The organism is Streptomyces sp. NPDC031210 (assembly GCF_055570395.1).
In genome coordinates, this window is record NZ_JBVIHH010000008.1 from 204,055 (window position 1) to 225,041 (window position 20,987).

The 20,987-nt window shown below is 74.2% G+C and carries 17 protein-coding genes; 10 read left to right on the forward strand and 7 right to left on the reverse strand.

Going from position 1 to position 20,987, the window contains the following annotated elements; all coding sequences use genetic code 11:
• The first annotated feature begins 2 nt into the window (after positions 1-2).
• Together ACZ45Z_RS17295 and ACZ45Z_RS17300 are read left to right on the forward strand one after the other, a co-directional pair.
• Entirely contained in the window at positions 3-806 is an 804-nt protein-coding gene (locus ACZ45Z_RS17295) for an enoyl-CoA hydratase family protein (protein ID WP_468362735.1), read from the forward strand.
• Positions 794-1,426 carry a TetR/AcrR family transcriptional regulator gene (locus ACZ45Z_RS17300; RefSeq protein WP_468362737.1) on the forward strand — a complete coding sequence of 211 codons (633 nt, stop codon included), beginning with the start codon at positions 794-796 and terminating at the stop codon, positions 1,424-1,426. The genes ACZ45Z_RS17295 and ACZ45Z_RS17300 overlap by 13 nt, the downstream gene beginning before the upstream one ends.
• A 113-nt stretch (positions 1,427-1,539) precedes the next feature.
• On the opposite strand, the gene ACZ45Z_RS17305 is transcribed toward ACZ45Z_RS17300, so the two are convergent.
• On the reverse strand, positions 1,540-2,640 hold the full coding sequence (locus ACZ45Z_RS17305; protein ID WP_468362739.1) for a citrate synthase 2: 1,101 nt from the start codon (positions 2,638-2,640) through the stop codon (positions 1,540-1,542).
• A 448-nt stretch (positions 2,641-3,088) separates the two neighbouring features.
• On the opposite strand from ACZ45Z_RS17305, the gene pdxH reads away from it, so the two are divergent.
• Both pdxH and ACZ45Z_RS17315 read left to right on the forward strand, forming a co-directional pair.
• A complete protein-coding gene (pdxH, locus tag ACZ45Z_RS17310; RefSeq protein WP_468362741.1) occupies positions 3,089-3,799 on the forward strand; it encodes a pyridoxamine 5'-phosphate oxidase in 711 nt (236 codons plus the stop codon).
• A gap of 412 nt (positions 3,800-4,211) precedes the next feature.
• Complete coding sequence (locus tag ACZ45Z_RS17315) at positions 4,212-5,747, forward strand: PAS domain-containing protein (RefSeq protein WP_468362743.1); 1,536 nt, start codon at positions 4,212-4,214, stop codon at positions 5,745-5,747.
• A gap of 49 nt (positions 5,748-5,796) precedes the next feature.
• On the opposite strand, the gene ACZ45Z_RS17320 is transcribed toward ACZ45Z_RS17315, so the two are convergent.
• Positions 5,797-6,576 (reverse strand): SIS domain-containing protein, encoded by a 780-nt coding sequence (locus ACZ45Z_RS17320; RefSeq protein ID WP_468362745.1) that lies wholly within the window; start codon positions 6,574-6,576, stop codon positions 5,797-5,799.
• Positions 6,577-6,808: 232 nt separating this feature from the next.
• Between ACZ45Z_RS17320 and ACZ45Z_RS17325 the strand changes: the two genes are divergently transcribed.
• Both ACZ45Z_RS17325 and ACZ45Z_RS17330 read left to right on the forward strand, forming a co-directional pair.
• Positions 6,809-7,501 carry a metal-dependent transcriptional regulator gene (locus tag ACZ45Z_RS17325; protein WP_468362747.1) on the forward strand — a complete coding sequence of 231 codons (693 nt, stop codon included), beginning with the start codon at positions 6,809-6,811 and terminating at the stop codon, positions 7,499-7,501.
• Positions 7,502-8,240: 739 nt separating this feature from the next.
• Complete coding sequence (locus ACZ45Z_RS17330) at positions 8,241-9,113, forward strand: alpha/beta fold hydrolase (protein WP_468362967.1); 873 nt, start codon at positions 8,241-8,243, stop codon at positions 9,111-9,113.
• Positions 9,114-9,294: 181 nt separating this feature from the next.
• Here ACZ45Z_RS17330 and ACZ45Z_RS17335 read toward each other — a convergent pair whose 3' ends face one another.
• The 3 genes from ACZ45Z_RS17335 to ACZ45Z_RS17345 all read right to left on the reverse strand — a co-directional run bounded on the left by ACZ45Z_RS17335 (position 9,295) and on the right by ACZ45Z_RS17345 (position 12,661).
• Positions 9,295-10,935, reverse strand: a complete 1,641-nt coding sequence (locus ACZ45Z_RS17335; protein ID WP_468362749.1) for a transporter — start codon at positions 10,933-10,935, stop codon at positions 9,295-9,297.
• Positions 10,932-11,825, reverse strand: coding sequence for an ABC transporter ATP-binding protein (locus ACZ45Z_RS17340; protein ID WP_468362751.1), 894 nt, complete (start codon positions 11,823-11,825; stop codon positions 10,932-10,934). The genes ACZ45Z_RS17335 and ACZ45Z_RS17340 overlap by 4 nt, the downstream gene beginning before the upstream one ends.
• Before the next feature lie 164 nt (positions 11,826-11,989).
• A complete protein-coding gene (locus ACZ45Z_RS17345) occupies positions 11,990-12,661 on the reverse strand; it encodes a bifunctional DNA primase/polymerase (RefSeq protein ID WP_468362753.1) in 672 nt (223 codons plus the stop codon).
• A 396-nt stretch (positions 12,662-13,057) separates the two neighbouring features.
• Between ACZ45Z_RS17345 and ACZ45Z_RS17350 the strand changes: the two genes are divergently transcribed.
• Both ACZ45Z_RS17350 and ACZ45Z_RS17355 read left to right on the forward strand, forming a co-directional pair.
• Positions 13,058-14,452: a transcriptional regulator gene (locus ACZ45Z_RS17350; protein ID WP_468362755.1), complete on the forward strand. Its 1,395-nt coding sequence runs from the start codon at positions 13,058-13,060 to the stop codon at positions 14,450-14,452.
• A 250-nt stretch (positions 14,453-14,702) separates the two neighbouring features.
• Positions 14,703-16,517: a hypothetical protein gene (locus ACZ45Z_RS17355; protein WP_468362757.1), complete on the forward strand. Its 1,815-nt coding sequence runs from the start codon at positions 14,703-14,705 to the stop codon at positions 16,515-16,517.
• Between the two features lie 62 nt (positions 16,518-16,579).
• Here ACZ45Z_RS17355 and ACZ45Z_RS17360 read toward each other — a convergent pair whose 3' ends face one another.
• A complete protein-coding gene (locus ACZ45Z_RS17360; protein ID WP_468362759.1) occupies positions 16,580-17,947 on the reverse strand; it encodes an ABC transporter substrate-binding protein in 1,368 nt (455 codons plus the stop codon).
• A gap of 171 nt (positions 17,948-18,118) precedes the next feature.
• Between ACZ45Z_RS17360 and ACZ45Z_RS17365 the strand changes: the two genes are divergently transcribed.
• Both ACZ45Z_RS17365 and purU read left to right on the forward strand, forming a co-directional pair.
• Entirely contained in the window at positions 18,119-18,577 is a 459-nt protein-coding gene (locus tag ACZ45Z_RS17365; protein ID WP_468362761.1) for an SCO4402 family protein, read from the forward strand.
• A gap of 32 nt (positions 18,578-18,609) precedes the next feature.
• The gene (gene purU / locus ACZ45Z_RS17370; protein WP_468362763.1) at positions 18,610-19,503 is read left to right on the forward strand and encodes a formyltetrahydrofolate deformylase; all 894 of its coding nucleotides are present in this window, start codon (positions 18,610-18,612) and stop codon (positions 19,501-19,503) included.
• Between the two features lie 91 nt (positions 19,504-19,594).
• Here purU and ACZ45Z_RS17375 read toward each other — a convergent pair whose 3' ends face one another.
• A complete protein-coding gene (locus ACZ45Z_RS17375; RefSeq protein ID WP_468362969.1) occupies positions 19,595-20,956 on the reverse strand; it encodes a zf-HC2 domain-containing protein in 1,362 nt (453 codons plus the stop codon).
• Between the last annotated feature and the right edge of the window lie 31 nt (positions 20,957-20,987).

Below are 20,987 nucleotides of genomic sequence, written 5' to 3' on the forward strand. Positions count from 1 at the left end.
CGATGACCGACGTGACGAACGAGGCCGACGCGGGCGCCGAGGCGCCCGTGGAGTCGCTGGTGCGCCGTACGCACGACCGCGGCATCACCACGCTCACCCTGGACTCCCCGCGCAACCGCAACGCGCTCTCCGCCCGGCTGGTCGCCGAGTTGCGCGGCGCGCTGGCGTGGGCGGCCGGGGACAAGGCGACCCGGGCCGTGGTCCTGGCGCACACCGGTACCACCTTCTGCGCGGGCGCGGACCTCTCCGAGGCCACCGCCACCGATACGCCGACGGCCGGACCGCTGGGGCTGGTCCGGTTGTTGCGCGGCCTGGTGGAGCTGCCCAAACCGGTCGTGGCCCGGGTCACCGGCCACGTACGGGCGGGCGGTCTCGGCCTGCTCGGTGCCTGTGACCTCTCGGTGGCCGGCCAGGACGCCACCTTCGCCTTCACCGAGGCCCGGCTCGGCCTCGCCCCGGCCGTCATCTCCCTGCCGCTGCTGCCGCGTCTGGACGCCCGCGCCGCGAGCCGCTACTACCTGACCGGCGAGAAGTTCGGCGCGGCGGAAGCGGCCCGGATCGGGCTGGTGACACTGGCCGCCGAGGACGTGGACGGCTCCCTCGCGCCCCTTCTGGACGGGCTGCGCAAGGGCTCCCCGCAGGGCCTGGCCGAGTCCAAGAAGCTGGTCACCGCCGAGGTGCTGCGCGCCTTCGACCGGGACACCGACGCGCTCGCCGCCACCTCCGCGCGGCTCTTCGCCTCCGCCGAGGCGCGCGAGGGCATGACCGCCTTCCTGGAGCGGCGGGCCCCGGCATGGGCGCGGTGAGCCCGGCGCGCGGCCCCAAACAGCCGCAGCAGGAACGCAGCCGCGCCACCCGCCTCAAACTGCTGGAGGCCGCCATCTTCTGCCTGGCGGAACGCGGCTGGAGCGGCAGCACCGTCTCGGTCGTGGCCGAGCGGGCGGGCGTCTCGCGGGGCGCGGCCCAGCACCACTTCCGTACCCGGGAGGACCTCTTCACGGCGGCCGTCGAGCACGTCGCCGAGAAACGCCGGGGTGCCGTCAAGGCGGTCGCGGACAACCTGCCGCCGGCCGGGTCCGTGGCCCGCACCCGGGTCGTCGTCGAGGAACTCGTCGGGCTCTACACCGGGCCGCTCTTCCGTGCCGCGCTCCACCTGTGGGTCGCGGCCTCCGACGAGGAGCAGCTCCGCGACCGCGTCACCGCCCTGGAGGCCCGCGTCGGGCGGGAGGCGCACCGCACCGCGGTGGCACTCCTGGAGGCCGACGAGAGCGTTCCCGGCGTCCGCGAAACCGTCCAGGGCCTGCTGGACATGGCCCGCGGCCTGGGTCTCGCCAACCTGCTGACGGACGACTCGGCCCGCCGGGACCGGGTGGTCGCGCAGTGGGCGAAGATCATCGATGACGTGCTGAACCCGGCGGGGGCGTAGGGACGGGCCTCCGGCGGGCGACCCGGAGGGCCGGCCCCCGACGCGCCGTACGGCTGCGCGGGAGCGACCCGAGCCGCGGACCGTACGGCCCGCGGCTCACGGGGCGACATCGCTCAGCGGGCGATGTCGTCGAAGCCGGTGATCTCCCGCGGGCTGCGCGAGGCCGGGCCCACGTAGCGGGCCGAGGGCCGCACCAGCCGGCCGGTCCGCTTCTGCTCCAGGATGTGCGCGCTCCAGCCGGCCGTACGGGCGCAGGTGAACATCGAGGTGAACATGTGCGCCGGCACCTCGGCGAAGTCCAGGACGATGGCCGCCCAGAACTCGACGTTGGTGGCCAGCACCCGGTCCGGGCGGCGGCTGTGCAGCTCGTCCAGCGCGGCCTTCTCCAGCGCCTCGGCGACCTCGAAGCGGGGCGCGCCCAGCTCCTTGGCCGTACGCCGCAGCACCCGCGCCCGCGGGTCCTCGGCGCGGTAGACGCGGTGGCCGAAGCCCATCAGCCGCTCGCCCTTGTCCAGCGCCTGCCGGACGTAGGCGGCCGCGTCACCGGTCCGCTCGATCTCCTCGATCATGCCCAGGACGCGGGAGGGCGCGCCGCCGTGCAGCGGGCCCGACATCGCGCCGACCGCGCCGGACAGCGCGGCCGCCACGTCGGCGCCGGTCGAGGCGATGACCCGGGCGGTGAAGGTGGAGGCGTTCATGCCGTGCTCGGCGGCCGACGTCCAGTAGGCGTCGACGGCCTTGACGTGCTTGGGGTCGGGCTCGCCGCGCCAGCGCTTCATGAAGCGCTCCACGACGGTCTCGGCCTTGTCGATCTCCTTCTGCGGCACCATCGGCAGGCCCTGGCCGCGCGCCGACTGGGCGACGTAGGACAGCGCCATGACGGCGGCCCGCGCGAGGTTGTCGCGGGCCGTCTTCTCGTCAATGTCCAGCAGCGGTTTCAGGCCCCATACGGGCGCGAGCATGGCGAGCGCGGACTGCACGTCGACCCGGATGTCCCCGGAATGCACCGGAATGGGGAACGGCTCGGCGGGCGGCAGACCGGGGTTGAACGCCCCGTCGACCAGCAGGCCCCACACGTTCCCGAAGGACACATGACCGACGAGTTCCTCGATGTCGACCCCGCGGTAGCGGAGCGCGCCGCCCTCCTTATCCGGTTCGGCGATCTCCGTCTCGAACGCGACGACTCCCTCGAGTCCGGGTACGAAGTCGGACATCAGGCGGCTCCTCAAGATGGGGACGGCATCCGGTCCGTGACCAGATGCCGTGCAGTCGAGTCTGGTGTGCGGCGCCGGCGCGGTTACGCGGCTGCGGCGGGCAGCTCGCGGTCCGTACCGGTCGCCCCGGTGATGCCCCGCCGGCGCGGGATCACGCGGCGGTTGCGTCCGCGGTGGGTCGGGCCGCGGGCGGAGATGCGAGGTGGTGCGCTTACGTCATGGTGGTTTCCGGGGCCGTCTCCTCAGGGCGCGCGGTACGTCCCCTCAGGCCGGCCACGATAGCTTCCGATGTTCGGAGGCCACAGTGGGCCGACCCATGATTTTGGCGGGTTCACCACCTGCGGGGAAGCGTGACATCCGGCACACTGGGCGATTCGCCGACGGGAGGGTTACGAGCCGTCGACGAGGGGCAGGCTTCTCTCCTTCCCGGCTGCTTCCGCGCGCCCCCATGCTGCAAGATGAGGCCGTGCACTCCGCCGACACGCCCTCTCCCGTGACCCCCGACCCCGCCTCCATGCGCGCGCACTACCGCGCCGAGGGACTCGCCGAGTCCGAGCTCGCGCCCAGCCCGTACGAGCAGTTCGCGTACTGGTTCAAGGAGGCGACCGCCGCCGGCCTGCACGAGCCGAACGCCATGGTCCTCTCGACCGCGGACGCCGCCGGCCGGCCCAGCGCGCGGACCGTACTCCTCAAGGGCTTCGACGAGCGCGGCTTCGTCTTCTTCACCAACTACACCAGCCGCAAAGGCCGCGAATTGGCCGAAAACCCCCACTGTTCGCTGCTCTTCCCCTGGCACGCCCTGGCCCGCCAGGTCATCGTGAACGGCACCGCGGAGCGCATCGGCCGGGACGAGACCGCCGCCTACTTCCGCACCCGCCCGCACGGCTCCCAACTGGGCGCCTGGGCCAGCGACCAGTCCTCGACGGTCGGCGGCCGAACGGAACTGGAGCGGGTCTACGAGGAACTGGTGGCCCGTTACCCGGAGGGCGAGCAGGTGCCGGCGCCGCCGCACTGGGGCGGCTACCGCGTCACCGCCGAAACCGTCGAATTCTGGCAGGGCCGGCAGAACCGGCTGCACGACCGGCTGCGGTACGTGCGGGAGGCGGGCGACACGGGGGCGGTGCCCGAGGTGTGGCGCGTGGAGCGGCTGGCGCCCTGAGAGGGCCGCCGGGTCGCGGCTCGCCGCCCGGCGGGCCGCCGCACACGCAGACGACCCGCGGGCTGCTTCCCCCGCGCTCGGTGGCGCGAAGGGCCGGTCGGACGAACCGGCAGCCCGCGGGTCGGGTGACTGCTTGGGATTGGCCGGCTGCGCATCCTGCAGTATGCGCGGGTCCGGCGCTGCACTGGGTGAAGCGACGGGCCCTAGCCCGCAGCCACCTCACGCGTCCGGTGCGAAATCATTGGCCGAACCACCTCCCTTCTCGTGTGCTCCACACAGTAGGAAGTGCTTCAGAGGCGCACAAGCGAATTTTCCGGCGGCTACGATTTCGGGAATCGGGTGTGTGCTGGGTCACGTTCCAGTTGAATGAGCCCAGGTGCAGCACGTGCGGCCGCGTTCGTAAGGGGTGCCAGTGACTGCTTCGTCCGCTTCCTCCGCCTCCTCAGCCTCGCCGTCCGACCATCGCGCCGAGGCCGCGTCCGGTGGACCGGGCCGACAGCGGACCCCGGAGCCGGCGGTCCCACCGCCCGGCGCCGCGGCCGACCCCGACCCACCCGCCACCGACGACTCCGGCCTGCTCGCCGCCCTCCTGGACGGCATGGACGCCGCCCTGATCGCCTTCGCGGCCGACGGTGCCGTCACCCACTGGAACCACGAAGCGGCCCGCATCCTGGGCTGGACCACCGAGGAAGCGGTCGGCCGGACGGGCCTGGCCGGCTGGGCGGCCCGCAAGGAGGACGCCGACGCCATCGAGGCCGCCCTCACGGCCGCCATGCGCTCCCGGGGCCGCCAGGTGCACGAGTTCGCCCTGCTGACCAAGGACGGCCACCGCGTCCTCGTCCGCACCCAGTCCTCGGCCGTCCGCGGCCCCGACGGCCGGGTCGCCGGCGTCTACTGCGCCTTCAGCGAGGCCGGCGCGCAGGTCGACCTGGAGCGGTCCATCGCGCTCAGCGAGGCGCTGTTCGAGGATGCCTCGTGGGGCGTCGTCCTGGTCGACGCCGACCTGCGGCCCGCCGCCGTCAACGCCCACGCCGCCCGCGTCCTGGGCGTCGGCCGCACCGCCCTGCTGGGCCGCCCGCTGGGCGACCTCCTGGCGCAGGGCGTGGAGGAGCTGGAGAGCGCGCTCCAGCACGTCCTGGCCGAGGGCGCGCCGCCCGCCGCCGCCGAACTGTGGGTGACGCTGCGCTCCGAGGAGGCCGAAGTCCCGCGCCGGTGCTGGCGCAGCGGCTTCGTCCGGCTGGCCTCACCGCTGGCGGAGGAACCGGTTCCGCTGGGCGTCGCCTGGCTCTTCCAGGACGTCACGGACGCCAAGCGGACCGAACAGGACAACGCCCTGCTCCGCTTCCGCGCCCACCAACTGCACCGCGCCGGCCGCGCGGCCGCGGAGTGCCCCGACCCCTCCGAGGCCGCCGCCGTCCACCTCGACTTCGCCCTCGCCGGCTTCGCCGACCACGGACTGGTCGACCTCGCCACGACCCCCGCGGCCGCGCCGTACGGAGCGGCCGACGCCGAGGGAGAGTGGGACGACGAGCGGCCCGGCGCTCCGGGCGGCGGCCCCGGGTCCGCCGCCCACCCACCGCGGCTGGTGCGGGCGCTGGCCTCCCCGGCCGGTTCGCCCGGCCCCTCGGAGACCGTTCCGGCGACCGGCATCCCGGTCGCCTACCCGCCGGGGCATCCCGCGGCGCAGGCGTACGAGCGGCGCGGATCGGTGCGCACCAGCGCCGGCCCCGACGCGTCCGAGGGCTGGGCGGCGGCCCGCAAGTGGCCGGACGGCACGGTGCACGGGCTGTGCGTGGTGCTGCGCAGCCGCGGCCGCACCCTGGGTGTCGTGACGTTTCTGCGACTGCCCGCGCGCCGCCCCTTCGACCGCGCGGACGCGGCGTACGCGGAGGAGGTCGCGGCCCGGATCGCGGCGGCCCTGGACCTCGCGGGCGCGGCGGCGCTGTGAGCGCGGGCCCGGCCGGGGCGCGCCCGAGCCGGTCCGCCCGAGTCCGCCGTCAGTGCCGGTAGAAGATCCGGTCCGCGTACTCCTCCATGACCTGACCGTTCCAGTCGTGGCCGCCGTCGACGTTGCCCGAGCGCAGCAGCGGCGGATCGATGCCCCGCTCGGCCAGCGCGCCGGCGGCGGTGGCGACCATCGCCTGCATGATCGCGCTGGTGACCACCGTGGAGGCGGGGGCGAAGGGCGCGTCGATGCCGGGCAGCGTCAGCTCCGCGTCGCCGACCGGGATGCCGCTGTCCAGGACGAGGTCGCAGTGGTTCATGAGGTACGTCCCCGAGGAGTGCCGGGATTTCATGGCGTCCGCGTACGCCACCGACGTCACGCCGATGACCTTGATGCCGAGCGCCCGGGCGTTCATCGCCATCTCCACGGGCAGCGCGTTGCGGCCGGAGAGCGAGATGATCACCAGTACGTCGCCGGCCTCCAGCGGGCTGGTGTCCAGCACGGCCGCGGCCAGCCCGTCGACCCGCTCCAGCGCGCTGCCGAGCGTCGCGGGCCGTACGTCCACGCCGACGACGCCGGGCACGGACAGCAGGTTCATGACCGCCAGGCCGCCGGCGCGGTAGACGGTGTCCTGGGCGGGCAGCGAGGAGTGGCCGGCACCGAAGGAGAAGACCCGCCCGCCCGCCTCGACGGTGTCGGCGATCAGCCGGCCGGCCGCGGTGATCCGCTCGCCCTCCGCGTCGCGGACCCGTCCCAGGAGGTCGATCGCGGCGTCGAAGTACCGCCCGGTCAGCTCCTGGCCCGGCCGCTCGCTCCGGTTGCTTTCCGCCATTGCCGCGGGCCCCTCTCGTCGCGTCCGGTCCAGGCTTCGCCCCGCCCTCCCCGCCGTCGGCCGGGGTGGATTCGCCCGGGCTGGCGGTCGTGGCGCGGATCACGTTGCGGTCCGGACCGGTGCCCTGTCAACACGGACGCGCGGTCCGGTGCGCGGACGAGGGCACACCGTTGTCGGTGGGATGCGTCAGAATTGAGTCCAGGGCCACCGCACGACACATCGAGGGGCACGCATGTCCGGACTGATCGACACCACGGAGATGTATCTCCGCACCATCCTCGAACTCGAAGAGGAAGGTGTGGTCCCCATGCGCGCCAGGATCGCGGAGCGGCTCGAACAGAGCGGCCCGACGGTCAGCCAGACGGTGGCGCGCATGGAGCGAGACGGACTGCTGACGGTCGCCGGTGACCGGCACCTGGAGCTGACGGAAGAGGGCCGGCGGCTGGCGACGAGGGTGATGCGCAAGCACCGCCTCGCCGAGTGCCTGCTCGTCGACGTCATCGGGCTGGAGTGGGAACAGGTGCACGCCGAGGCGTGCCGCTGGGAGCACGTCATGAGCGAGGCGGTCGAGCGCCGCGTCCTGGAGCTGCTGCGGCACCCGACGGAGTCGCCCTACGGCAACCCCATTCCGGGCCTGGAGGAGCTGGGCGAGAAGTCCGAGGTGGACCCGTTCCTGGACGCCGGCATGGTGAGCCTGATGGACCTGGACGCCGGCGCCGACGGCAAGACGGTCGTGGTGCGCCGGATCGGTGAGCCGATCCAGGCGGACGCCCAGCTCATGTACACCCTGCGGCGGGCCGGCGTGCAGCCGGGCGCCGTGGTCAGCGTGACGGAGTCACCGGCCGGCGTGCTGGTCGGCAGCAGCGGCGAGGCCGCCGAGCTGGACGCCCAGATCGCCTCCCACGTCTTCGTCGCCAAGCGCTGACCCGATGGCGGGGCGCCGGCGCGGACCGCCGGCGCTCGCCCCCGCGCCCCGCTCGTGTTCGTTGTCCTCCGCTTCGCCTCCCGCTCCACCCGTTTCCTCGCCCGGGGTGTTGAGCTGCGCCGACGCGCGTTCGGTCGCTCGGTCGGCTGGTTGTTCGTTGAACGGACTTGTGCGAATCCGTGCGTTCGGGCCGCGAGCGTGCCACGCTGGCGCTCACGCATAGGCATACGTGTAGGCATACGTGGCTATGGCCAGGTGTCGTGTTGCGCTGAAAACCCGGAGGCCGGGCGGCTGGAGTGGCGGAGCCGCTGAGCGCTGGGCCGCGAGGCGGCTGAGCGCGTGCGGGGCGGGGAACGCCCGCCCGCCGGCCTTCCGGGTGGGGAGGGAGCTCGGGTGCGTCCATACGGTCCGATCGGGCGGTCGCGCGCCCTCGCGCCTCTCGGCCTGCGGCTCGTTGCCGGGAGGAGCCACGGTCAGGGCCCCGGCGCTGCGAGCAGCCGGGGCCCTGCCTCCCCATGTCCCCCCGCCAAGACCCGGAGCCCCGAGCTCCCAGGGTCTTTCCCTGCGGGCCCCCTTCCCGGTAGGGCCCGCCTCCCGGCAGATGTCTCCCCGCCCGAGCGGCGGCCAATCCTTGAGCAGGGTCACCCGAAAGAGGGGTGTTGAGCGCGAGACGAGCATGTTCGAATAAAGATTCGATAGCGTGGAGTTGGTCGAGGACGAGTGGGGGTGCCAGAGCAGGATGGTGCGGCGCATCGATGTGAGAGGGGCCGGCGGTGTCCGGCTCGCGGCCTGGGAGTTCACCGACCCGCCCAAGGGCGCGGGCGGACCGGAGGAGGCCGGTCCGGTGCCCGGCGTGCTGCTCCTGCACGGCCTGATGGGCCGCGCGGCGCACTGGACGGACACCGCGCGCTGGCTCGGCGGGCGTTATCGCCCGGTAGCGCTGGACCAGCGCGGCCACGGCCGCAGCGAGAAGCCCCCCGAGGGGCCGTACGACCGCGAGGCGTATGTCGACGACGCCATCGCGGCCGTCGAGCAGCTCGGCCTCGGCCCGGTCGCCCTGATCGGCCATTCCATGGGGGCCCTGACGGCGTGGCAGGTCGCGGCCCGCCGTCCGGATCTGGTCAGCGCCCTGGTGATCTGCGATATGCGCGCCTCGGCGCTGGGCGCGGCCTCGCAGCGCGAATGGACCGAATGGTTCCGGTCCTGGCCGCTGCCGTTCGCCACCCTCGCCGACGTCCGTAAGTGGTTCGGCGAGGACGATCCGACCCTGGAGCGGCCCCGGCCGGCCCGCGGTGCGTTCTTCGCCGAGGTGATGGCCGAGCGGGCCGACGGCTGGCGCCCCGTCTTCTCCCGCCGCCAGATGCTCACCGCCCGCGAAACGTGGGTCAGCGACGCCCATTGGGAAGAGCTCGCCCAAGTGCGTTGCCCCGCCCTCGTCGTGCGCGGTCTCGACGGCGAACTGGGCCGCGCCGAGGCCCAGGAAATGGTCCGCGTCCTCCCCGGCGGCAGCTACGCCGAGATACCGGACGCCGGCCATCTGGTGCCCTGGGAACGGCCCGGAGAATGGCGCCGCGTCGTCGAGCCGTTCCTCCAGTCGGTCATCCGGGTGTGAGGCGGGGCGGGTGGGGGCGACCCGGGGACGCCGGGCGACCCGGGGGACGCCGGGTGGGGGAGCCGAGGGAGCGCCGGGTCGGGCGTGGGGCCCTGCGGGACGCCGGGTGGGGGAGCCGAGGGAGCGCCGGGCCGGGGCGGCGTGGGCCTGCCGCCGCCGTCGGCCCTGCCCTCCCGCTCTCTCAGCCCTTGCTCACCGCCGCCAGGATCTCCGGCAGTCGCCGTGCCACCAGAGGGGCGGCCACCCGCAGCCCCAGCGTCGCGATGCCGGCGCCGTAGGCCGCGCCGACCGGCAGCAGGATCCACAACAGGCCGTGCAGGCCCGCCACATGCAGCCAGATCGTCAGGCCCAGCAGCGGTGAGCTCAGCACGGCGCCCACCAGTACGCCGCCGAAGAGGCTGAACCAGGCGAGGGGGCCCTGCCCCGGCGCGACGTTCTTGTTGCCCTCCGAGGGGATCGAGTAGGGGAACAGCGCGGACGCCAGCGCGCCGGTGGCCAGCAGCGCGCCCAGCAGGGTCAGCGACAGGCCGTAGACCTCCAGGAAGGACGACCACGGGCCGATGAGCGCCGCGGCGCCGACCACGACCAGCGTGACGTACGGCACGGCCACCAGCGCCAGCGTCAACGCCCGGGCGCGCAGCTCCTGATACCCCTCACGCGGCGTGGAGATCGTCGAGGCCACCATCCAGAACGCCGAGGTGTCCTGCCCGAACTGGTTGTACATCTGCATGCCGAGCAGCGCGGACGCCGAGAAGGAGGTGTAGATGCTGCCGTTGCCCTGCACCGCCGAGACGATCGGCACCAGCAGACCGACGGCCAGCGAAGTCGCCCACGACATCTTCGACTTCGGGTCGCGCCAGGCGTAGCGCAGGGCGCGCAGCATGACCGTGCCCGTCCGCCCGTCCGGCAGCAGGCGGACGAGCCCGCCCCGGCCGGACCCGGCCGCCCCGCGCGCGCTGTCCTTCTCGACGGCCTGGAGGGTGGAGGAGTCCGGCGACGTCATCAAGGTGGTCAGCGTCCGCTGCCACCACCACAGCAGCAGGCCCAGCGCCAGCGCCGTCAGCGCCAGGCCGGCCGCGGCCCGCCCGTACGCCCCGTGGCCGGCGTCCGCGACGGCGCCGATCGCCGAGGCCGGCGGCACCCAGCGCAGGACGTCACCCAGCGGCTCCAATACGGACAGGCCGTCCGGGCGGCCCAGTTTCTGGGCGGCGATATTGACGCCCTGCGCGCCGACGGCGATGAACAGGCCGCTCAGCACGGCCAGATCGCGGCCGCGGCGGCTGGTCAGCAGCCGCACCGACGCCGTCGCGACGGCGCGCGCCAGGGACACGCACACCAGCACCACCAGGACGACGGCGAGGACGCCGGCGACCGCGGCGGCCGGCCCCTCGGCGACCGCGATGACCGAGCCGGTCACCAACGCGAACGTCACCAGCGGGCCGACCCCCACCAGGGACGCGACCAGCAGCGAGACGATCAGCGGGCGCGGCCGCAGCGGCAGCATGACCAGCCGCGTCGGATCGAGGGTCTCGTCGGCCGCCGGGAAGAACAGCGGCATCACCGCCCAGCCCAGCGTCAGGATGCCGGTGAGCAGCACGACCAGGGCGCCCGCGTGCGCGTTGCCGCGCAGCGCGACCAGGCCGGTCACGGCACCGGCCGCGAACAGCAGGCCGACGAGGAGCGAGGCGGCATACGCCATGGCGCGGCCCGTCGACCGGCGCAGGCCGTTGCGCAGCAACGACAGCTTCAGCCGTATGAAGACGGGGGTCAGGGAGGGCGCGGCGGCCGGGCGGACGGCCGCGGCGACGGATTCGGTGCTCATCGGGCGCCGCCACCGCCGAGCCAGTCGAGGTGCTGCCCGGCGCCGCGGTCGCTCGCGCCGACCAGTTCGAGGAACGCGTCCTGGAGCGAGGGGGCGTCGCCGCGCACCTGCGCGAGCGGGCCGTCGGCCCGGATCCGGCCGCCCGCCATCACGGCCACCCAGTCGCACAGCGACTCCACCAGCTCCATCACATGGCTGGAGAAGACGACCGTGGCGCCGGAGGCGGTATAGCGCTCCAGGACGCCGCGGATGGTCTGCGCCGACACCGGGTCGACGCCCTCGAACGGCTCGTCCAGGAAAAGGATCTCCGGGTTGTGCAGCAGGGCCGCGGCCAGCCCGATCTTCTTGCGCATGCCGGTGGAGTAGTCCACGACCAGTTTGTTCTGGGAGCCGGACAGGTCCAGTACGTCCAGCAACTGGTCGGCCCGCTTGTCGACCTCCTCACCGGGCAGGCCGCGCAACCGGCCGGTGTATCCGAGGAGTTCGCGGCCCGACAGCCGCTCGAAGAGCCGCAGGCCCTCGGGCAGCACACCGATCCGGGACTTCACCGCCACCGGGTCCCGCCAGACGTCGTGGCCGCCGATCTCGACCTGCCCCGCGTCGGGCCGCAGCAGCCCCGTCACCATGGACAGGGTGGTGGTCTTGCCCGCGCCGTTGGGGCCGACGAGTCCGATGAAGCGGCCGGCGGGCAGCGTCAGATCGATGCCGGAGACGGCGACCTGCTCGCCGAACCTCTTCCACAGGCCCTGGACGCGGACGGCGGGCGGGCCGGCCGCGGCGGAGGCGGCCGCAGCGGAGGCGGCCGCCGCCGACCCGCCAGGAGCGGTGTCCGGGGTGGTCGGCGGCGCCGACTCACCCCGCTCTTCGATGTGTTCCGGCTTGTTGGCCACCGGCCCTGCCCTTCGACGTCCCCGCAGGGGCCGCTGGAGCCCCCGTCCGTGATCCCACGATACGGGCGGGTACCGACAACGGCCGGGCCGTGCACGCGTCGGGCGTCAGGCGGGCGGGCAGCAGGCGAGGGCCCGGCGCCCGGGGGACCCCGCAACCACCCGCCTCACTTCCCCCGTGCCGCCGCCGCGTCGCGCCCGCAGGCGTACGCGAGCGCGCTGATCAGCTCCTCCGCGTCCGGCAGCCAGCGGTTGGTGGCGGTGGGCCGGCGCGCCCACTGCACCGACCCGTGGACGCCCACCCGGGTCGGCGGCGCGGCGATGTACTCGCCCTCGCCGCGGCACACCAGGTCCAGCGCGGCCGGCGCCCAGCCCAGAGAGCGGATGAGATCGGGCACCTTCACCGAGGCGCCGGGCAGGACGAGGAAGAGCATCCGGCGGTGGGGGGTGCGAGTGACCGGGCCGAGCGGCAGCTCCATCCGTTCCATACGGGCCAGCGCCAGGCAGCCCGCGCTCTCCGGCACGTCCAGCGCCTCGAACGTCCGGCCCGTGGGCAGCAGGATCGAGGCACGGGGGGTCTTGCTCCACATGCGGCGCACGGCCGTGGCGCTGCCGCTGGCGAGCCCCGCCCACCCGGGGCCGGTGGGGTGCGCGCCGGGCAGGGGGCAGTCGGCGGCCTCGCACGAGCAGCGCGGCGTCTGGCCGTCGTGCTCCAGCCATGCGCCGGGGAACACCTCCCAGTGCCGCTCTTCGGCGTAACGCACCGCAGTGTCGAGCAGCCGCTCGCCGCGCTGCTTGGGGATCTGTGAGGCTCCTGTGACTCCGATGGTCTCTTCCACGCAGAGGACAACTTCCCTTGTCACCAAGGGTTACGGCCGATACGGGGTATGCCCCGGCGCATCGTTCTTGCACGTGGGGCGCATGGGTGCATGGGCGGGGGCGCGTATGCGGCGGCGGCCCCGGGAGCGGGTAGCCACCTGCCTGCGGGCGGAGAGGCCGCCCGGCGGCAGGCCGTGGTGGGGGCGGGCGGGATCCCGGTCCCACGGCGGGCACCGCTGTCCGAGCACGGGCACCGCGCGCCACTCAGTTCTTCTTTTCCGTGTGTTCTCCGCAAAGCGGTGATGAGCCGCATCACTCGTATCCGGCATATTCCGGATATCCGGGATGCCCTTGGGGAATCGATCACGGGGAACGGCGTTCGACGGTGAACGCGCAGCAGTAACAGGGGGTACAGCATGGCCGCCAGGCCACTTGTCGCGCGGCAGCCCAATGAGCGGCTGCAAGCGCTGATCCAGGAAGCCGCCTGCTCCAACGCGGGACTTGCCCGCCGCGTCAACATGTGCGGCGCGGAACACGGTCTCGACCTGCGGTACGACAAGACCTCCGTGGCGCGGTGGCTGCGCGGGCAGCAGCCGCGCGGGCGCGCCCCCGCCATCATCGCGGAGGCGCTGGGCCGCAAGCTCGGGCGCACGGTCACCATCGACGAGATCGGGATGGCCGACGGCAAGAACCTCGCCTCCGGGGTGGGGCTGCAGTTCTCCCCGACCGTGCTCGGCGCGATCGAGCAGGTCTGTGAGCTGTGGCGCAGCGATGTGGGGCGCCGCGACTTCCTCAGCGGCTCGACGGTGGCGGCCTCGGCGCTGGTGGAGCCGAGCCGCGACTGGCTGATCACCGGGGCGGACACGCAGGTCGCCCGCAACGCCGGTGCCCGGGTGGGCATTTCGGACGTCGAGGCGGTACGCGCCATGACCTCGGCGCTCAGCGAACTGGACCACCGCTTCGGCGCCGGGCACGTCCGGCCGGTCGTCGTGCACTACCTCAACAGCGTCGTGTCGGGGCTGCTGGCGGGCTCGTACCGCGAATCCGTCGGACGCGAACTGTTCGCGGCCGTCGCCCGGTTGACCGAACTGGGCGGCTACATGGCCGTCGACACCGGCCAGCCCGGCCTCGCCCAGCGCTACTACATCCAGGCGCTGCGGCTCGCCCAGGCCGCCGGCGACCGGGGCTACGGCGGCTACGTACTGGCCGCGAGCATGAGCCACCTCGCCGCCTCGCTCGGCAATCCGCGGGAGATCGCCCAGCTCGCCCGGGCCGCGCAGGAGGGCGCCCGGGGGCAGGTCACGCCCCGGGCGGAGGCGATGTTCTTCGCGGCGGAGGCGCGCGGGCACGCCCTGATGGGCGACGGACGGGCCTTCCAGACGGTCGCGGGCCGCGCGGTGGCCGCCATGGAACGCGCCGAGGCGACCGCCGAATCGGGTGACGACCCGGTCTGGATCGGCCACTTCGACCCGGCGTACCTGGCCGACGAACTCGCGCACTGCCACCGCGACCTGGGTCAGCCGGGCCCCGCCGAGGCGCGGGCGCGGGAGGCCCTGGAGGGCCACCCCGAGGGCCGGGCGCGGCGGCGCGCCATCGGGCTGGTGCTGCTCGCCGGCGCCCAGGTGCAGCAGCGCGAGATCGAGCGGGCCTGCCATACGGCCACCGAGGCGGTGGAACTGCTGGGCCAACTGCGTTCGGACCGGGGCGCGGAGTATCTGGAGGACCTTCAGCTACGCCTCCAGCCGTATCGGGAGGAACCGGTGGTACGCGAATTCAGCGCGCGGCTGGAATTGGGGGCCGCGGCGGCATAGGGGAGGTCGGCTCGTCGGGCGGGCCGGAGAGTCCGGCCCGCCCCGGGCGCGTACGGGGGCGGGCCGGGGTGGTGACCAGGGGACGTGGTCGAACGGAGCTGCGACCCGGTAGCGTGAGCCGACGATTCCGTAGGTCTGCACGATGGTAGGAGTCCCGGTGACGCAGAGCGGACAGGGTCACGACCCGCAGGATTCTGCGGCCGGTCCCGCGCGAGAGGGCATTGTGCTGCCCGCTCAGGGTGAGCCGTGGGTGCCCGAGCAGCAGGCCGCACCGCCGCCCGGCCGCCCGTGGGGCCAGCCCTGGGGCCCCGCCGAGCAGGCCGGACCCCCGTCGGAGCAGCCCGCCCAGGGACAGCCGGCCGCGCAGCCGCCCGTCTACGGGCAGCAGCCGGTGTACGGCGGGCAGGCACCGATGCCTCAGCAGGCCCAGCAGCCTCAGCAGGGGCTGCCGCAGGGCGAGGGCTTCCCGCCGCCCCAGGGGCAGCCGCCCGTGCCGCCCCTGCCGCCGTCCGCGCCCCAGGGCGCCCCGCAGCTCCCGCCGGCCGCCGCGGCGCCCTCCGGCGCCTTGCCGCCTGAAGGCCAGCCCTATGGCGCCGGGCCGCAGCAGGGCTACGGCCAGCAGCAGGCTTTCGGCCAGCCCCAGCCGTCGGCGTACGGGCAGCAGGCCCCGCAACAGCCCCAGCAGGCCCCGCAGGCTCAGCAGCCCCAGCAATACGGGCAGCAGCAGCCGCAGCAGCCGTGGCAGCAGCCCCAGCCCGAGCAGTCCTACGGGCAGCAGCAGCCCCAGCCGCAGCAGCAGTACGGCCAGCAGCCCCCGCAGCGCCAGCAAGCTCAGCCCCCGCAGCCCCGGACCACCTCCGGTGAACTCGTCCCGGCGACGCCCAAGGCCGGCGCGCCGCTGCCGCCCGCCGCCGGGGACGCGGAGGCGACCGCGCTGATACCGCCCCTCGGCGCGGCCTCCGGCGCCCCCGGTGTCGCCCCGCTGCCGCCCGAGGCGGCCTCGCGGCCCGAGACGCCCGGTGAGTCGACCCAGATGCTGCGCCGGGTGAAGCCGCCGCAGGGCGGGCCGATGCCGCAGCCGCAGTCCCAGCCGATGCCCGGCCCGGGCGCCGCGGGCGACTCCGAGGCCACCCAGTTGATCCCCCCGATCGCCGCGGGCACCCCGGCGCCGCCGCCCGGCGCCCCGTTCGGCATCCGCCCCGGCGCGCCCGGGGACCGTCCGACGCCCGCCGAGTTCGACGGGCTCTTCCGTGCCGAGCCCGCCGGGCCCGCACCGACCGCCGCACCGGACGCCACCGCGCAACTGCCGCGCTTCGAGGACCCGGGCCAGCCGCCGTACGGCCGGCAGGGCTACGGGCAGCAGGCGCCGCCGCCCGGTGGTGGCTACGACCAGCAGCCCTCCTACGACGACGACGGTCACGGCGCGCGCCGCCGCCGGCTGGCCCCCGCCGCGATCATCGGCATCATCGTCGTCGTGCTGGCGGGCGCCGGCCTCGGCGTCGGCTGGGCGCTGAGCGGCGGCGGTGACGACGCCGCCAAGAAGAAGGACCCCGGCACCGGCACGCAGCAGTCGGCCAAGGAGAAGCCGTCGGCCGAGCCGACCGCGGACCCGGCCGAGGCGCAGGCCAAGGGCCTGGAAGCACTGCTGGGCGACAGCAACAACAGCCGGTCCTCGGTGGTCGACGCCGTCAACGCCATCAAGTCCTGCGACAACCTGGCCGGCGCGGCCAGGGATCTGCGCGCCGCGGCCGGGCAGCGCAACGACCTGGTGAAGCGGTTGCGGCAACTGCCCGTCGACAAGATCCCGGGCAATGCCGCGCTGACCGCCGCGCTGACCAAGGCGTGGCAGTCCTCCGCCGCGGCGGACAACCACTACGCGGCATGGGCCGGCCAGGTCGCCGGTAAGAAGGGCTGCCACAAGGGGCGCGCCCGCGGCACCCACCAGGCCGTAGAGGGCAACGCGGCCAGCGGTGAGGCGACGACCGCCAAGCAGCAGGCGGCCAAGCTCTGGAACCCCATCGCCCGCAAATACGCCCTGACCGAGCGCCGCCCCGACCAGCTCTGAGCGGGCGCGGCCGGGCGCCCGTCCCCGGAGCCCGGCCGCGCCCGCCGGTTGCGGCGCGCCCCTCAGCCGTCCGTCCGGCGCCGCTCCAGCGTCTTGGTGACGTTCACGAAGCCGTCCTGGACGGCGACCAGCCGTCCGTCGCGTACGGCCTGGTAGGTCACCATCCCGTTCACGATGCGCGGGAAGTCCTGGACGGCGAGCATGTCGTCGGAGCGCCAGCGCAGCTTGGGGGTCAGCCCGCCGGTGTCGATGGGGCGGTCGCCGCGGTCCAGCGCCTTCTGGAGGGCGTGCGAGGTGATCTCCTCGACGCCCTCCGCGTCGAGCTGGTCCACCAGGGCCCGCAGCACGGTGTAGGCGACCCACGTGGTCTGGACGCCCTGGTCGGCCGGGTCGATGCGGTTGTCGCCGAAGGCGTGCTCGTGGATCACCTCGCGCATCGGCCGCCAGCGGTCGTCGCTCGCGACCGGGTACCAGCCGGTGAGGTACGCGCCCTCCAGGGGCCCGGACCTGCCGCCCGTACGGTCCACCAGCGCCTGGCCGACGCTGCCGAGGACGGAGGCGATCCGCACCTTGGGGCCCTCCTCCTGGAGCCGCCGGAAGGAGTCGAAGAACGCGTCGGTGTGGTCGCCGAGCGAGGCGGTCACGCACGAGCCGGCCGCCCGGCCGACGGCTGCCTCGCCACCGGCCGCGACCGTGCCGTTGACGACCGGGTCCGCGGCGACGCCGGCCAGTGCGCGGGAGACCTCGCCCGAGTAGTCGGTGCCGTCCTCGGGCGCCCTGATGTCCGCCGCCGGCCGCCGGCTGCCGTTCTCCAGGCCGGAGTTGAGCAGGGACGGCATCTGGTCGCCCTGGATGGTGTCCGGCCGGACCAGCGCGACGCGCTCGCACTCGCGCGCCAACTGCCGCCCGTTCCCGGCCAGCAGCGACGCCTGGCCGCCGTTGACGGGATACGACAGCGGGCTGGCGAACTCCTCGTCGGAGGCACCGTAGCCGCCGATGAACGGGATGCCCTTGACTTCCAGCGGCGACATGAAGGAGCGGCCGAACTGGCTGTAGGAGCCGACGACGGCGACCGCGCCCTCGTCCACCGCCCGCTGCCCGCACCGCGCGGCGGCCACCGAGTCGTTGTGCTCGTTGCAGGTGAGGACCTTCAGCCGGTGGCCGGCCAGCCCGCCCCGGGAGTTGACCCACCGGGCGTACGCCTGGGCCATCGCCGGCATACCCGGCATATTGGTCGCCTTGGTGCCCTGGGGAGCCCACGTCATCACCGTGATCGGCTCCTTCTCCCCGGAATCCCCCGAGGTGCCGGGGAGGGAGCCGCAGCCCGAGAGCAGTGACGCGAGGACCGCCGCACCGGCCACCGCCGAAGCGAGCGCGACCACGGGAGCGGGGGAGGAGGGGCGGAGGGAGGTGCGTCGCCGTCCGGTCATGTCCCGGGAGCCTTCCGGGCCGCCCGGAACGCGTGCGTGACGCGAGCGCAACAGATGGTGACGATCAGGTGAACTCCAGGGGGCCGCCGGAGATCATCTTCGAGGAACGTACGATCGAATACTGTGCAAGGTTCGGAGAAGTCTTCCCGTCGCGGCCGCCGCTCGACCACCATGGGCGGCATGCCACTCAATGACATGCCGTGGTGGCGCTGGCGCAGCAATGTGCGCTCCGCGCTGCACATGCTCTCCGACCCCGCCTTCCAGCACGAGACCTGGCTGGCGGGCCGCCCCGGGTACGGAGACGTCACCGACGCCGTCTACCGCCTCGTCGAGGACACCTGGCTCGACAACTGGTCCGCCGACAAATACCTCGGCACGATCTTCCGGGACGCCCAGGAAGCCCAGCTCGTCGACGCCGCCGTGCTGCGGGTGCTGCGCATCATGCACCAGGTCGGCGCGGATGCCCCGGTGGCCGCCTACATGGAGCACCAGGCCTGGCCCGAAGCCGTCCGGGCGGCCCGCGAGGCCCATGTGCGGCTCGCGACGGCGGACGGCGAGGACCCCGACGTGCCGCCGCGCTCGCTGGAGGCGCTGGCCATCATGACCGGCGGCCTGGACGCCCCGGCCTGACCGGCCCGGCGGATGTGCGACCCTATGAGGTCATGAGCGAGTCGCAGCCCACCACCCAGCCAGATCGCGCCGACCGGACCGATCAGTACGTCCTCACGCTGTCCTGCCCGGACAAGCAGGGGATCGTGCACGCCGTGTCCAGTTACCTCTTCATCACCGGCTGCAACATCGAGGACAGTCAGCAGTTCGGCGACCACGACACCGGGCTGTTCTTCATGCGCGTCCACTTCAGCGCGGACGCCTCGGTGAGCGTGGAGAAGCTGCGCGCCAGCTTCGCGGCGGTGGGCGACTCCTTCCAGATGGACTGGCAGATCAACCGGGCCGACGAGAAGATGCGCGTCATCCTGATGGTGTCCAAGTTCGGGCACTGCCTCAACGACCTGCTCTTCCGCTCCCGCATCGGCGCGCTGCCCGTCGAGATCGCGGCCGTGGTCTCCAACCACACGGACTTCGCCGAGCTCGTCGGCTCCTACGGCATCCCCTTCCGCCACATCCCCGTCACCCGCGACACCAAGGCCGCGGCGGAGGCGGAACTGCTGGAGCTGGTGCGCGCGGAGAACGTCGAGCTGGTCGTCCTCGCCCGCTACATGCAGGTGCTCTCCGACGACCTGTGCAAGGCGCTGTCCGGCCGGATCATCAACATCCACCACTCCTTCCTGCCGAGCTTCAAGGGCGCCAAGCCGTACCACCAGGCGCACGCGCGCGGCGTGAAGCTGATCGGCGCCACCGCGCACTACGTGACGGCGGACCTCGACGAGGGCCCGATCATCGAGCAGGAGGTCGAGCGCGTCGGCCACGAGGTCACGCCCGACCAGCTCGTGGCGATCGGCCGCGATGTCGAGTGCCAGGCGCTGGCCCGCGCCGTGAAGTGGCACAGCGAACGCCGGGTGCTGCTGAACGGCACCCGCACGGTCGTCTTCGCCTGACGGCACGCCCCTGACCGCCTGACGACACGCCTCTGACCGCCGGGCGGTCAGAGGCGGTACGGCGACGGGGCCGGAGCGGGACCGCCCCGCCTCACAGGCGCGACAGCGACGCGGTGGCGAACAGGACGTCGCGGATCGCTTCCCGCTCGCCGTGCTGCCCGGCGGCCGCCTCCTCCGGGGAGACGTGCCCGGCCGCGAGCTGGCAGAACTCCGCGCTGTCCAGGGCGATGTGCGCCACCGTGCGGTCCGCGCTGCCGAGCGCGCCCGGGGAGTCCAGGGCTATGTACCAGTGCCCGCCGCCGCTGCCCTCGACCTCCAGATGGAGCGTCCGGCCCGGCGCGCCCACCTCGACCAGCCGCTGCGGCGACGCGGCGAGACCGGCCCGGCGGCGGTCGGCCAGCGCGCTGGGCAGCAGCCGGGCGGCGAGATCGACCAGCCGGTGCAGATGACCGGCGGCCGGCGGTTCGTAGGGATAGTCCACCGCGTCCGCGATGTCGCCCGCGTGCACCCAGCACTCGAAGGCGCGGTCGAGGAAGGCGTCCCGCAGGGGGAGCTGGAAGCCGCCGTACGGCACGGACAGCTCGGCCACCCCGGCGCCGGCGAAGGACGCCGTTCTTATCAACGCGTGGCTCTGGTCGCGCCAGGGCCCGTGGGTGGCGAGCGGGCCGCACTCCTCACCGGCCGTCCGCCAGTACGTCTCCGTACGGGACCGCGGACCGCCGCGGCCGTGCGGCGCGGCGTCGCCCAGCGGATCGGGCAGGCCGAGCGACGTCGCGACCAGGCCGTCGACCGTCCGCAGATGCCCGATGACACCCGCGACGGTGGTCTCCCGCTCGACCGGGCGCTCGCCCTCGAACCAGCGCAGCCGCACCGGCGCGCGCCACTCGGCCTCGCCCATGTCACGCAGCAGCGCGTCGAGTTTGGCGGTCTCCGCGTCGTAGGGCGCGGCCCACTCCGGGACCGGGATACGGGCGGGGCGACGACCCAGGCAGCCCTCCAGCACGCGGGAGCGCAGCAGCGGATCCAGGTCGAGGCTGTCGGCGGGATGCAGCAGGCCGACGGCGTCGCGCAACCGCAGCGCCTCGTCCGCGCAGGAGGCGCAGTCGGTCAGGTGCGCCTCGACCGCGGCCGTCTCCTCGGCGGAGCAGGCCGCCAGCGCCCAGGCGCCGAGCAGCGACTTCAGGACCTTGTGCGGCGGCGCGGGGACCGCGGCGGGCGGCACCTGGTCGGGCCGTGCGGAAGCCGCCCGTGACGGTGTGGGCGGCGCCGGGGCGGGCGGCGTCGGGCCGGGCGGCTCGCCCACCGGGCCGCCCTCGGCCCCGGGCGCACCGCGGGAGCCGGCGGGGTCGCTCCAGGGGGCGGACGGCCGTGGCGGGTCGGGCAGCGGACCGTGGTCCTCGGCGGCCGAGCGCGGGGACGGTATGCGCGGCCGACCGGCCGGACCGCGCGGCAGATCGCGACCCGGCGGCTCCGGCGGATACGCG

Bases quoted from the DNA above. Each gene is read 5' to 3' on its own strand.
- ACZ45Z_RS17300 (WP_468362737.1), top strand. From the start codon at position 794: ATGGGCGCGGTGAGCCCGGCGCGCGGCCCCAAACAGCCGCAGCAGGAA.
- ACZ45Z_RS17305 (WP_468362739.1), bottom strand. From the start codon at position 2,640: ATGTCCGACTTCGTACCCGGACTCGAGGGAGTCGTCGCGTTCGAGACG.
- ACZ45Z_RS17320 (WP_468362745.1), bottom strand. From the start codon at position 6,576: ATGGCGGAAAGCAACCGGAGCGAGCGGCCGGGCCAGGAGCTGACCGGG.
- purU (WP_468362763.1), top strand. From the start codon at position 18,610: ATGAGCGAGTCGCAGCCCACCACCCAGCCAGATCGCGCCGACCGGACC.
- ACZ45Z_RS17330 (WP_468362967.1), top strand. From the start codon at position 8,241: ATGGTGCGGCGCATCGATGTGAGAGGGGCCGGCGGTGTCCGGCTCGCG.
- ACZ45Z_RS17295 (WP_468362735.1), top strand. From the start codon at position 3: ATGACCGACGTGACGAACGAGGCCGACGCGGGCGCCGAGGCGCCCGTG.
- ACZ45Z_RS17365 (WP_468362761.1), top strand. From the start codon at position 18,119: ATGGGCGGCATGCCACTCAATGACATGCCGTGGTGGCGCTGGCGCAGC.
- pdxH (WP_468362741.1), top strand. From the start codon at position 3,089: ATGCTGCAAGATGAGGCCGTGCACTCCGCCGACACGCCCTCTCCCGTG.
- ACZ45Z_RS17335 (WP_468362749.1), bottom strand. From the start codon at position 10,935: ATGAGCACCGAATCCGTCGCCGCGGCCGTCCGCCCGGCCGCCGCGCCC.
- ACZ45Z_RS17360 (WP_468362759.1), bottom strand. From the start codon at position 17,947: ATGACCGGACGGCGACGCACCTCCCTCCGCCCCTCCTCCCCCGCTCCC.
- ACZ45Z_RS17350 (WP_468362755.1), top strand. From the start codon at position 13,058: ATGGCCGCCAGGCCACTTGTCGCGCGGCAGCCCAATGAGCGGCTGCAA.
- ACZ45Z_RS17325 (WP_468362747.1), top strand. From the start codon at position 6,809: ATGTCCGGACTGATCGACACCACGGAGATGTATCTCCGCACCATCCTC.